A 14026-nucleotide genomic window follows, 5' to 3' on the forward strand; every position below is an offset into this window, starting at 1 on the left:
TGGATTGTTTTGAGTAACTTAAATCTAAAATCTAAAATTTTCTCCCCTGCCCCTCTGCTCCCCTGCCCCCCTGCCCCCTGTTCCTTATTGCCTAAAAATGACCACTCACCACTCCCCAGAAATTCCCTCCTGTAGTTGGCAGCGTCCCATCGGTTTAGGTTGGGACAAGCCTTATACTGTCCGTTACGCTAGTAATATAGATGATGGACCATGGCACGGAATGCCTCTGGGTGGTTTTGGTGCAGGTTGTATTGGCCGTTCTTCACGGGGAGACTTTAATCTATGGCACATTGACGGTGGTGAACATCTCTTCAAATCCTTCCCCTCTTGTCAATTTAGTGTATTTGAATCTACTGGTACATCTTCTCAAGCTTATGCCTTATCTACCCAACCACCGGAAGATGGGACTCTGCAAAATTGGCAATGGTATCCAGCATCAACTACTAATCAAGCAACCGGCAGCTATCATGCACTTTACCCTCGTAGCTGGTTTGTTTATGAAAACGTCTTGCAAACCCAGCTAACCTGTGAACAGTTTTCCCCCATTTGGGCAAATAATTATCAAGAAACTAGTTATCCTGTAGCAGTTTTTGTTTGGAAAGCACATAACCCCACAAATGCACCTATTACCCTTAGTATCATGCTGACTTGGGAAAATATGGTGGGTTGGTTTACTAATGCGTTGAAATCTCCTGATGTGCAGATACGAGATGATGGGAGTCCGGTTTATGAATATCAGCCGCGTTTAGGTGAAAGTCAAGGTAATTATAATTATATAGTTGAAAATACAGAACATTTTGGTTGTTTTTTAGGTCGCATGGCTACTGGTTTTCCGGTGCAGGAAGGTGAGGGTAGCTGGTCTATTGCTACGTTGAAACAACCAGGCGTGGAAGTATTTTATCATACACATTGGTATCCTGTTAGTTCAGGTGCGGATCTTTGGGAAAGCTTCTCTAAGGATGGTTCTTTGCCTAATTATGCAGATGCAACTCCCGCAGATGAAAATACAAGGTTAGGGGCAGCATTGGCTGTGCGTTTTACTCTCCAACCAGGGGAAAATTTGGAAATTCCCTTTACTCTGGCTTGGGATTTTCCTGTAACAGAATTTGCAGCGGGAATAAATTATTATCGTAGATATACAGATTTTTTTAGTCGTAATGGTGATAATGCTTGGGCGATCGCATCTACCGCACTACAAGAATATCAAATTTGGCGATCGCACATTCACAACTGGCAAAAACCCATCCTCGACCGGGAAGATTTGCCAGAATGGTTTAAGATGGCACTCTTTAACGAACTTTATGACCTCACCAGCGGTGGAACTCTCTGGAGTGCAGCCTCAGAACTTGATCCCATCGGTCAGTTTGCTGTCTTAGAATGTTTAGATTACCGTTGGTATGAAAGTTTAGATGTCAGGTTATATGGTTCTTTTGCCCTCCTCATCTTATTCCCAGAACTAGAAAAATCAGTAATTCGCGCCTTTGCACGGGCAATACCCCACAGCGATGACCATCAGCGAGTAATTGGTTATTACTATACAATTGGGGCAGAGACTACAAAAGCCGCCCGCAAAGTAGCTAACGCCACACCCCACGACTTAGGCGCACCAAATGAATGGGTATGGGAAAAAACCAACTACACCTGTTATCAAGATTGCAACTTATGGAAAGATTTAGGTAGCGATTTTGTATTGCAAGTATACCGAGATTTTCTGTTTACAGGAGGGGATGATGTACAATTTTTGGCAGACTGTTGGGATGCAATTGTACAGACTCTCGATTATTTGAAAACCTTTGATTTAGATGGTGATGGAATACCAGAAAATTCTGGCGCACCAGATCAAACCTTTGATGATTGGCGATTAAATGGGGTTAGTGCTTATTGTGGCGGGTTGTGGTTAGCGGCTTTAGAAAGTGCGATCGCGATCGCTGACATTCTAACAAACCACAGAGACATAGAAAACACAGAGAAAATAAGCACGCAAAAGTTAATTTATCAATCTTGGTTACAACAATCAAAACCAATTTATCAACAAAAGCTTTGGAACGGTCAATATTACCGCTTAGACAGTGAAAGTGGTTCTGATGTAGTCATGGCAGACCAATTATGTGGACAATTTTACGCCCGTTTACTAAGTTTACCGGATATTGTCCCCATTAATAACGCTCATTCTGCCTTGCAAACAGTATATGAAGCCTGTTTTGTAAAGTTTTATGACGGTAAATTTGGTGCAGCTAACGGCGTTCGTCCCGACGGTTCTCCAGAAAACCCCAAAGCCACCCATCCTCTAGAAGTATGGACTGGAATCAACTTTGGTTTAGCCGCCTTCCTAGTGCAGATGGGGATGAAAAAAGAAGCCATGCAGTTAACCCAAGCCGTTGTTGGGCAAATTTACGACAATGGTTTACAATTTCGCACCCCAGAAGCCATTACCCCCGTTGGGACTTTTCGCGCTAGTACCTATTTGCGCCCAATGGCTATTTGGGCAATTTATATGATGTGCATTTAAATACTTATGATCTTCGCCATCTCTGGTAATAGGTAAGAGATACTTGGGAAAAGTATTTATCTTAATAAATGTGATATTATTTTCCGGTTATTTCCGGAATCCTTAGAAAAAATAAGTAATTGGTAAGAGTTGAAAGATTTAAACCAGGAGACTCTTGTCACACAATCAGGTTGGCATGGATACAAAGTAAAGGCTTTCACCCTTTTTGCCTCAACAAACAAGGATTGAGACCTGTTACATAGCAGGAAACAGAATTCAGGCAAAGAACCCTTTAATTCATGTTCTTACCACCCTCTCTATTACTACAATCCCAGATGGCAATTTTTCACCTTCTCTCACAATCCATCGCCCAGGAAAATCAGAAACATGATTACCAGAGCCAAAAACAGCAAGATTTCCATCAACCATAAAACATGGTTTGACAAACATTTAAGATAATAAACGCTTAGATGACAGCCAAAATGAGATTTTTCTAAACTTTTACCCAGAAAAAACCACAGCAAAAACAAATCTAGGTCTATGTAGTGAAAGCAAAAGCAGCAAAAATGGTCTTGATTGATGATGTCAGGTTTACAAGCCGTTTCACTCTTTACCGTTGGCAGCGAGTTCTAACTTTAGGGAATTACATTATAACTCCTTTAATTCTAATTAGCAAGTAATAAGCAAAGAGTGTTAATTCTCTTAGACCAGGACTCAACAAATCAAATAAGTCTAATAAACCGAAGTATCAATTTTGCAAGATTTACTAGTAGAAAACTAATAACAATTAACTGGTGAAACCTGCACTTAATTAAACTGAAATAGCAACTGTAATTTTACCGAAATAACAGATTTTCCCTCCTTATAAAAAAAATAAATTATTTAAAATCTACTCACAAGTGCATTTTATCGCTTAATTTGGATTTATTTGGATAAATATATAATTGCCTACAAGTTTAATATGCTAAATTTTTAGAGACCACACCCACCATGGGTGTTTTTTATTGTAAAAATTTATGTGTTCAAGAACCTAAATATATCATATTCTAAGATAGTAGTCTTAACCACTTAGGTTCTGTATGCACTAACTTGTTCTTAGGTAATTATGAGTCAGATATGACTAGCACTTATAGGTAACAGGTATGGCTGAAACGATTTTCAGATAACACCTCCAAGAAAAACATATAACAATATATAATCACTAAACTTTCGGAGCTAATTATTCTAAAAATAACAAATAATGCTTTTACAAAAATCCCTAAACTCGTTTATTTACAAGGCTTCTGAAATTAAATTACTAGTAATGTTTGCTGTTAAACTACAGATTATAAAAGGTTTTTAATAGATGAAATGAGGGGTGACACCCCCCATTTTTTTAACAAAAATGGGACAAAAGTCAAAGTTGCACAACGCTCAAATGAACATTCTGAGATATTCAGTAAATTTAACTTATAAGACTGCAAAATTAGCAGATGACATTAGCGACAAAAAATAGTATAAATACGAATGTAGCTATTTAGATTCCAATATGAATGATCTTCTCGGCTCAATTGAAAATTATGAGACTTCACTGAAAATTTTTACTAATTCTCAGCGGCAAGTTATACAATAATAGCCAGGGAACATCTATTCAACTCAAGGTTGTGTAATTTCTAAAAGACACAACAGCATCTACTAAGACCGCTAGATTACAGAAAGATGGTAAATTTTTACCTTTCATTCACGAATCAGCAAAAGCTACAGCCTAGAAGTAACCAATGGTAGTTGTCTTTCATCAGCAACTCAAACCACCAAGTTACAAAACTGCTCAACAGGGTCAATACAGCAAAGCAGCACACAGACTTGATTAAAAACAGTCAGGTTTTCAATCACAGGTCAGGTCATGAAACAAATCATCAGGTCAAATGCAGTCGAAACATCAAGCCAGAGGGGTCTTTTAGGGGTCAAACTCTCTGATTTACATCCTCGTCAATCTATTCATGAAAGTCTCGTACTTTCACCAACGTTAAATTTATCAGTCCTACGAACAAGTAGTGACATAGCAATTAAGAATATAAGCAACAGGTCAACATCCTTTGAAACTGAGGTGCTTTCAAACCTTCTGTATTTAGTTTGGGGGAGCAAGTTAGATTTTTTTCCCATAGTTGTGGTTTGGGTGTGGATAGGAAAGATTGTCAAAGTCAGCCACACCCAAAGAACGAAAATCACAGATGGGATAGCTCATAGTTTTTCAAAGACTCAAACCCTTGGGGAGATTATAGCTAGAGCAGAACAAGCAACCCGAAGAGTTTTAGCTTTGAAAATTAATTTATTAAAGCTGCTCCCCAACATACAGAAAACTACCCAGACAGCAACCAACATTGTGGAAACTAAAACTTGGCTCAAAAGTATCCATACACAGAAAACACAACAGAGCAGTTTTAGAAATAGCTTTTTCCACTGGGAGTTACGGAAACCTCTGAGAACTTGAGAAATTTCGGGATGTGCCTGTTGAAAAGGTTATCTACTTTTTCAATCACTACTAATCCATTACCAATATATTCCTGTAATTAATTCAACTGCTGTCTCAAAGCTAGTAATCAACCAAACCAGAATTGGTGGGTCAAGGTACGCATGGAAAGAAGATAAATTGTCTTCCCATTGTGAACTTATCAAAGTTGGTGTGGTGGACTAGTATTGCAGTTTGTAAATGGCACTTGACACAATCACACTCAAAACGACTGGACTAGTCAACTTCATTCAAATAAAACTAATACTCATTATGAATCAAGACATTTCTGGCAATAGTAGCAACTTAGAGAAGAAAATCAATCCTGAACAGTTTGACCAAGTAATAGAAGCTATCCTGGCTGGTAAGTATTCTTGGGCTTGTGTTTTGATGCTGCGGTTTGTTGGTTACAATCCGTTGCATTACATTCCTTACCGCACTTATAACCGACTACTCAAAGAAAACTCTCGTATGAGTAGGTCAAACACGCAACAGAATGAAAGTCTCAAACTTGCTAAACCAGCAACAGAGAAAAGGTCTGATACTCATCTAGCATCTGCTTGCTTGAGCAAAATTAAAGATATCGCTTATCTGGAAGTAGGGGGTAAGCAAAAAGCAGAAGTACGCGGTAGCCACAGAGAGAAGAAATCAGCATAGCTATAGCAGGAGTCAGAATTCTGGAGTAAAACTCTGTTGTGGATGGAGTTTCATCAATAGCTTACGCCACGCTATAATTTGATGTCCTAACCTCCTTATCCGTTGCTATAACTACCATCTTGAGATAGGAAGTTCAGGAGTATGGCTGACCGAAAAAAGGGTCTGGGGTATGAATTACGGGGTGTAGGGAAGGACAGTTTTCCCCATACCCTCAAAGGACGAGGAAAAGTAACTGGTTTGAGGTTAAAGATTTTTCTTTTCTTCAAACCCCTTACCTTTGTCCCCCAAGACGAAAGTCAAAAATCTGATGGAGTAGGCTTTTCGTCTATTTTAGATAGTTGGTTTATTTACGCCGCACTGTACTGGTATAGTCGGGTGGGTAATACCCTGTGAGTATTCCCAAAATCAATGTTTTATGCAATTTTCTAAAAACTATAGAAATACATTTACTATGTACCGCAAGCCGGTTAAATTGCTGAATCGGTGTAAAGTTCTGCCAGAATGGCAAATATATACTCATAACATCTTATAGATTAGATATAACAACCTGAAAGAAGTGAACAGCACATAAATTCGCTTTTACCCATAAGGTGAATAATTCTGTCTAACCATAAAATACATCACAATGGATGTTTCAACATTCATTATTTTATGCATTAGATGATTTTTACACCAATGACACTAAGCCGTAACTATTGGTGGTTCTTTTTCCTGGAAGGTCTCAGCAATTAAAAATTGGGGTAGTGGCTTCCTCCAAATTTGAGATTGTGATAGAAATTATTTTGCTATTTGAGGTGTGATTTTTTGATTACAAGCTTTAGCACCAAAAGTAGGCTAGGAAATAGAAAAGTTACGGTGCAACCGTCTTCATGGCTGGTAGAATTTATTGCTATTACACTTCTGTCTCAATTATGATAATCCTATTTTTCCCCAAACAGGATTACGCTCACTGTATAAATTGGCAATTTATATAACTGTTACTGGAAGCTGAAATTTATACAGCTTCTTTTTTTTATATAGAGGGAGTATCCCAATGAAAGCAAAGTCCCTATCACTTACTACATATTAGCTGTTTAATAATTGAACTAAAGTTAGATTTTTTAACTGAATTTATCTATATTTTAAGGGTTATATCAATAACTAAAGATTTTCATTCTCAAGATAGATATATTTTTATTGTATTTGAGATGGTAATAGAAGATATCTCTATTGCTCAAGATAGATGTTTATCTATCTGATGTTGACAAAATAGTTATTTTTATACTTTCACAAAATGATTGAATAGTATTTCAAATAACTGATAATCTAATTGATTAATAATTCTAAATTGTTGATTTTTTCCATCTTAAGTGGTTATTATAAAAATATAAATTTAATATAAACTTATTATAAAGATTAGATAAAGATTTTATTTCTTTATATTAATCATTGGCAAAGATGTAGGAGAATTTTAGGATGAATAATAGTAACAAAAAATAAAAACTGAGGAGTTGTAGCTTTTTTTTGTCTTTTTTCTCCCGAAAAATTTCAGATTTACGACAATCTGGGGATGAGAAAATATTAGCTTTAAGCTAGTGTTAATAAATAGATAAATTCCTTGCCTGATCTTAGCAATTTTCAGGCTTCAATGTGTGTTTATAACAGGTTTTACCTCAGAAGTGTGGGTTAATTAAAACCCAACCGATTTCAATATGTTGGAGGCTACTGTATGAACTTGCATTGCAGTGTTCAAATAGATCCTCAAAATTAGGGCTAACAATAAGCTCTAAATTGCATTTATGTAATTATTGATCAAGGGCTGATACTGGAATTTCAGGTGTAAAGGTGGGGGGTAAATTAAAACCTTTTTCTTTTTTCCTTAACTGAAAGCTATTGAGATTTTTACTGTCCGATAGTAATTGATTAATGGTGCATCTGGATTTTAGCAACAGATGTAAGGGAAAAATTTGCCCAAATTTTACAGTAGACAGCAACTGGTAAGAATTATGTCCTCGTCTTCCAATCAAAACAAAGTTTCTGAAATTTACGATGCTCACGAAAGTAAGTTTTTAACACCGTTTCAGCGTAAGGCGTTGCTGAAAAATTTGCAATCTGATTTACAACCAGAATATCGACGCAGGATTGAAATTATGTTGTTAGCAGATATGGGTAAATCGCAATCTCATATTTGTGAAATTATTGGCTGTTCTCAGGAGATGGCGAGGTATTGGATAGGTATAGCTGAAGCTGGTATGGCGCATAAATGGAATGAAAGAAGGATAGGTAGACCCAAGACGGTGAATAGTCAATATATTGAAAGATTGAAAGAATTGGTTAGTCATAGTCCACGTGAATATGGTTATGCTTTTGGGTATTGGACGGCTCAATGGTTAAGTAAACATTTAGCAAATGAGTTGGGGATTGAAATTAGCGATCGCCATATTAATCGTCTACTTAAACAAATGGGACTTTCTACGAAACGCAAAAGTTCCCAACCATCAACAAATGCTCAAAATCAGGATTCTGGTATCACGATTTGCGATTTGCAATCTAACTCGAAACCTAGTTTCAATTGGTCATTTAATTTGATTCAGACCAATAACTAATATTGCGAGGTAAGGAAATGCCAGCAGCGTTTTCTCAGTCATATTTAGCAGCACAAATTACCCAAATTTTGGGTAATTCTTTATCCAATCAAGAACTTGAGGATTGTGTTCAAGCATTAGAAATTATTGAACCACCAATAGCCAAACAATTTTGGATATCGACAACAGCAGCACCAGGAATTTATCTGGTTTTGTCGGGTAAAGTCAGGCTATTAGATGGTGGAAATAATTTAATTTCCACTTTGACAACTGGTTCATCCTTTGGGGAGTTGACTTTATTTCCTGAACAGAATTTTAGTAATTATGTAGCGAGGGCTTCTGTAAATTTAAAAGTTGGTTATCTTCCCCAGGAGGTAATTAATAGATTGGCGGGTGTGAGCGATCGCTTATTCATAAAGGCAGAACTTTGGGATACACTGCTGTTATTGTCTCAAAACCCTGCTACACCACGTCATGAATCGGTAGAGGAGATGCTAACAGCATTATCTCTATTTGCAAAACAAAATCTAGAAATTGGTTCTCTCAATCCTCAAGTCACCAAAAATACTAAACTATTGCTAGTGCGTCAGGGGGAATTACAACATTCTCAGGGAACAAAATTAACACCAGGTAGTATTTATGTAAATCCCCATAATGGAAAGTGGCAAGTAACACAACCCAGCAGAGTATACATTTTGCGTGATGCTGATTTATCGACAGCACTACAACATTGGCCGCAATTAAGCAGGTTAATTGATGTAGAAAATGAGCCAATTACAGAACCCATTCAGCGGGAAGTTAAACCAAAAAGCCGCAATGTGATTCAATTTCCCCAAACCACAATCCAGGAACAATCACAACCAAAACAAAAACAACGCCAAAAATATTTTCCTAGTCCTACTGTCACCGCTGGAAATTGGTGGCGTAAAGTTAGTAAACGCTATCCATTTTTTGAACAACAAAGCGCCTCTGATTGTGGTGCGGCTTGTTTGGTGATGATTAGTCGTTATTGGGGTAAGAACTTTAGCATTAATCGCTTGCGAGAACTGGCCAATGTTAACCGTGCTGGTGCATCTATGCGGAATTTAACTGCGGCGGCTGAAAGTATTGGTTTTGCTACTCGTCCGGTGAAAGCCAGTTTAGATAAATTAGCACAACAACCGTTACCTGCGATCGCACACTGGGAGGGTAAACATTACATCGTCGTCTATGAGGTTACCAAAAAACGGGTAATTGTCGCCGATCCTGCGATCGGTCAACGTAAACTATCTATTGGAGAATTTAAAGCCGGTTGGACTGGTTATGCGTTGTTATTACAACCAACAAATTCACTGCAAGAAATTCCTGAAGCTAATACACCATTTTGGCAGTTATTTGAGTTAGTAAAACCTCACTCTCAGGTACTACTAGAAGTATTTGTGGCTTCAGTGTTAATTCAAGTATTTGGATTGGTGACACCTTTATTTACTCAGCTATTATTAGACAGAGTAATTGTTCAAGGTAGCACCATTACTTTAAACACTGTTGGGTTTGGGTTACTCATTTTTAGCTTATTTCGTGTTGTCATCAATGGACTCAGACAATATTTACTAGACCACACAGCCAACAGAATTAGTGTGGCGTTGATGGTAGGTTTTATTAAACATACCTTTCGTTTACCTCTGTCCTTTTTTGAATCTCGTTACGTTGGTGATATTGTCTCTCGTGTCCAAGAAAATCAAAAAATTCAGCGTTTCTTAACTGGTGAAGCACTATCTATTGTTTTAGATTTGCTGACAGTGTTTATCTACATCGGCTTGATGTTTTGGTACAGTCCACCAATGGCTTTATTGGTTTTGGCAATTGTACCACCCTTTGTATTACTCGCCCTCTTTGCCACACCTTTTTTAAGACGAATTAGTCGTGAAGTTTTTACCGCAGTTACAAAGGAAAATAGTTACTTAATTCAAAGTTTGACAGGAATTTCTTCGATTCGCTCCATGGCTATTGAACAAACAGTAAGATGGCGCTGGGAAGAATTGCTGAATAATTTGACTAAGAAAAACTTTAGTGTTCAAGTAATTGGCAACCAACTGCAAATTATTAGTTCTACAATTCAAGCCATAGCCAGCACCGGGTTATTGTGGTTTGGAGCATGGTTAGTAATTCAGAACCAGTTAACCATTGGACAACTAGTAGCTTTTAATATGTTACTAGGTAACGTTATTCAGCCTTTTCAAAGGTTAATTGTTTTGTGGAATCAGTTACAAGAAGTAATAGTTTCTACAGAACGAATTAATGATGTTTTAGAAGCAGAGCCAGAAGAAGATTTAGCAGTTCAATCACGTCAAATATTACCTAGATTACGTGGTCATTTGCGTTTTGATAATGTAACTTTTCGCTATCATACTGAAAGCGATATTAACATCCTGGAAAATCTGAGTTTTGAAATTTTACCTGAACAAACTGTTGCAGTTGTAGGGCGGAGTGGTTCAGGAAAAACAACTCTTTCTAAGTTGATTTTAGGTTTATATCCAGCGACAGATGGCCGAGTATTAATTGACAATCAAGATGTGACTAGTATTTCTCTGCATTCGTTGCGATCGCAAATAGGAGTTGTTGACCAAGATACATTTTTATTTGGCGGTACAATTCGGGAAAATATTAGCATAGCTCATCCAGAAGCTGCCCTAGAAGAAGTTATTGAAGCAGCCCAACTTGCAGGTGCAGATGAGTTTATTAAACGCATGGCTATGGGTTATGAAACCCAAATTGGTGAAGGTGGAGGAATGTTATCAGGGGGACAACGCCAACGCCTAGCAATAGCTCGTGCATTATTAGGAAATCCGCGCCTTTTAATATTAGATGAAGCCACCAGTCATCTGGATGCAGAATCTGAGCGCATTATTCAGAACAATCTGAAAACTATTCTTAAAGGACGCACCAGTTTTATTATTGCCCATCGTCTTTCCACCGTGCGTAATGCTGACCTAATTTTAGTTTTAGATCGGGGCGTTTTAGTTGAAAGTGGCACTCATGAAGAATTAATTCTCAAGCGAGGACATTATTACTATCTCAATCAACAACAACTAGCGTCAACAGGCTGAATTTTGATTCAAAATTGATAATTTCCAACTCAAACTTAGAGGCGTTGCATACAACGTCTCTAATATATATGCCTCATTTACAACTTATTTTCAAGATTCCATCAGGGGATTTTATCCGCATGAATCTGCGTTAATCTGCGGTTAATTATTCATGTGTAACAGTTTTTCCAAATCACTAATATTATTAATCCAAATTTAGTTATGCCACAGTCAACTTACAATTCATCATCTACTCTTTTTATCTCAGGACAGGTCAAATCTTCATCCAGTCTACATGAGACACAAACAGCAGGTAAAACTAGCGACTGGTTTTATGGTACAGAAGAATTATTAGATGCTTTACCCAAAGCTTGGACACGCTCAATGCTCTATTTACTGATTAGTTTTACAGTAGTAGCTTTACCTTGGGCAATGTTTACTAAAGTTGATGAAACTGGAAATGCTAGTGGAAGAATAGAACCTAAAGGTGCAACCCAAAAATTAGATAGTGTAGTTACTGGTAGTGTTATTGCTGTCAATGTGAAAGAAGGTACAAATGTTAAAGCTGGACAGGTTTTAGTAGAACTAGACTCTGAGGTTTTGCGAACCGAAATTCAACAAATACAAGCTAAATTAGAAGGTTTAGTAAATCGTCAAGGACAATTAGAATTACTCAAAAATCAGGTATTGTTGGCGATTAATATTCAAGAACAACAAAATCAGTCTCAAAGTTTAGAAAAACTGGCTCAACTTAATCAAGCACGGCAAAACTTGGATGCAAAACAAAGTGCATATCATTTGCAAAAACTGGAAAAAATTGCTCAAATTGATCAAGTAAAACAGAACATAAATTCTACGCAAATTGCTCATCGGTTAGCCAAAAGTCGCTTGAGTAGAGATTTATTAGAAGTTAAACGCTATCGTCTATTGTTACAGGAAGGTGCAATTCCTCAAACCAGATTTGTAGAAGTAGAAAAAACAGCAGAAGACAGCGAAAGATTACAGGAAGAAGCTAAAGCTAATATCCAACAAGCTGAGTTGCGTCTACAGGAAGAGTTAAGTCGATATCATTCAATTATGAATCAAGCTCAGTCAGATATTGAACAGGCAAAATTCCGTTTACAAGAGGAGGAAAACAGTTATCAAAGTGTAGTGCAAGCAGGTAAACTCACATTGCTGAAAAATCAGGAACAGCTTAAAGATTTGCAAACACAAGTTAGTTCTCTGAAATCAGAAATTGCTCAAACTAAGAGTCAGATTACATCATTAAGGTTGCAGTTACAGCAACGAGTAGTGCGATCGCCTATTGATGGGACAATTTTTGAATTACCCATTAAAAAGCCGGGTTCTGTGGTGCAACCAGGACAAATGATGGCACAAATTGCACCCAAAGGTGCGGCTTTAATTTTGAAAGCACAAATGCCTAGCCAGCAAAGTGGTTTTGTGAAGGAAGGAATGCTAGTCAAAATTAAATTTGATGCTTATCCTTTCCAAGAATATGGTGTGACGCAAGGGCGCATAACTTGGATTTCACCTGATTCTAAAGTTCAGGAAAATAGCCCGACTCGTCAGGAAACATATCAGTTAGAAATAGCCTTGGATCAACCTTATATTCAAACAGGTAACAAACGCATTCCTCTCACACCAGGTCAGACAGCAACCGCTGAAGTAATTGTCCGTCAGCGTCGAGTCATTGACTTTATCTTAGATCCTTTCAAAAAACTACAAAATAATGGTCTAGAACTTTAGAAATTAGACATCATGAATAACAGGATTCCCGATTTCTTAGAGAAGTCGGGAATATGAGCATTTAGATTGTCATCACATCCGTTAATTTAAATTAATTCTCAACCAAAATCGAGAATTTAAAACTACAAATAGGGCAGAATTGAGGAATTAGATCATGTCAAAAGTTATAATTGTTTCTGGTGAAGATATTCTTGATCATGTAAAAATAACTTGTCAAATTCCTAATTTATTAGAAGCGATCGCCACCAGAAAAATTATTGTTGATACCGCTGTTAAAGAAGGTATTCAAGTTGAAATCGAAGAACTACAACAGGCAGCAGATAGTCTCAGATTAGCCAATAAACTGATTAAAGCAGAAGACACTTGGGCTTGGTTAGAAAAACATTATCTTTCTTTGGATAACTTTGAAGAAATTGCCCATATTAATTTACTATCAGCCAAATTAGCTAATCATTTATTTGCAGATAAAGTTGAACCATTTTTTTATGCTCATCAACTCGATTACACCGGAGCAGTAACTTATGAAGTGATATTAGATGATGAAGATTTAGCTTTAGAAATATTTTATGCTCTGCAAGAAGGAGAAATAAGTTTCCAAGAAATTTCCCGTCAATATATAGAAAATCCAGAAATTCGTCGTGCTGGAGGATATCAAGGTATTAGACAACGTAGCGATTTTAGACCAGAAATAGCATCGGCAATTTTTGCAGCTAATCCACCGCAAATTCTCAAACCCATAATTACACCTAAAGGAGCGCATATTATTATGGTTGAAGAAATTATTAAACCCCAGTTAAATGAACAGATGCACTTAAAAATTATGGGAGAGTTATTTACAAATTGGTTAAAACAACAAGTTAATACATTAGAAATTGTCGCCAAACTCATAGAAAATCAAAATTCCCCATCTTCATCAGAGATGTTGAGTGAAGCCAGCTAATATAATATAGTTTAATCTAACAAATTTCATATCCCCGACTTCTTAGAGAAACGGGGATATTTTCGTTTATAATTT

Annotated in this window: 8 protein-coding genes; all 8 read left to right on the plus strand. The window is 37.1% G+C overall.

Annotated elements, in window-relative coordinates; all coding sequences use genetic code 11:
- The first annotated feature begins 97 nt into the window (after window positions 1–97).
- The 8 genes from ACLLO5_RS17865 to ACLLO5_RS17900 all read left to right on the plus strand — a co-directional run bounded on the left by ACLLO5_RS17865 (window position 98) and on the right by ACLLO5_RS17900 (window position 13951).
- Complete coding sequence (locus ACLLO5_RS17865; RefSeq protein ID WP_413171824.1) at window positions 98–2509, plus strand: GH116 family glycosyl hydrolase; 2412 nt, start codon at window positions 98–100, stop codon at window positions 2507–2509.
- A gap of 1861 nt (window positions 2510–4370) precedes the next feature.
- The gene (locus tag ACLLO5_RS17870; RefSeq protein WP_413171825.1) at window positions 4371–4958 is read left to right on the plus strand and encodes a hypothetical protein; all 588 of its coding nucleotides are present in this window, start codon (window positions 4371–4373) and stop codon (window positions 4956–4958) included.
- Window positions 4959–5177: 219 nt separating this feature from the next.
- Window positions 5178–5633 carry a HetP family heterocyst commitment protein gene (locus ACLLO5_RS17875; protein ID WP_413171826.1) on the plus strand — a complete coding sequence of 152 codons (456 nt, stop codon included), beginning with the start codon at window positions 5178–5180 and terminating at the stop codon, window positions 5631–5633.
- A gap of 141 nt (window positions 5634–5774) precedes the next feature.
- Complete coding sequence (locus ACLLO5_RS17880) at window positions 5775–6026, plus strand: hypothetical protein (protein ID WP_413171827.1); 252 nt, start codon at window positions 5775–5777, stop codon at window positions 6024–6026.
- Between the two features lie 1592 nt (window positions 6027–7618).
- Window positions 7619–8218 carry a helix-turn-helix domain-containing protein gene (locus ACLLO5_RS17885; RefSeq protein WP_413171828.1) on the plus strand — a complete coding sequence of 200 codons (600 nt, stop codon included), beginning with the start codon at window positions 7619–7621 and terminating at the stop codon, window positions 8216–8218.
- Window positions 8219–8235: 17 nt separating this feature from the next.
- Window positions 8236–11283 carry an ABC transporter transmembrane domain-containing protein gene (locus ACLLO5_RS17890; RefSeq protein ID WP_413171829.1) on the plus strand — a complete coding sequence of 1016 codons (3048 nt, stop codon included), beginning with the start codon at window positions 8236–8238 and terminating at the stop codon, window positions 11281–11283.
- A gap of 201 nt (window positions 11284–11484) precedes the next feature.
- Window positions 11485–13011, plus strand: coding sequence for an HlyD family efflux transporter periplasmic adaptor subunit (locus tag ACLLO5_RS17895; RefSeq protein ID WP_413171830.1), 1527 nt, complete (start codon window positions 11485–11487; stop codon window positions 13009–13011).
- 154 nt (window positions 13012–13165) lie between these two features.
- Window positions 13166–13951 (plus strand): peptidylprolyl isomerase, encoded by a 786-nt coding sequence (locus tag ACLLO5_RS17900; protein ID WP_413171831.1) that lies wholly within the window; start codon window positions 13166–13168, stop codon window positions 13949–13951.
- Window positions 13952–14026: the final 75 nt, after the last annotated feature.

The sequence above is a fragment of the Anabaena azotica SJ-1 genome (assembly GCF_047275885.1).
Lineage (GTDB): Bacteria > Cyanobacteriota > Cyanobacteriia > Cyanobacteriales > Nostocaceae > Trichormus_B > Trichormus_B azotica_A.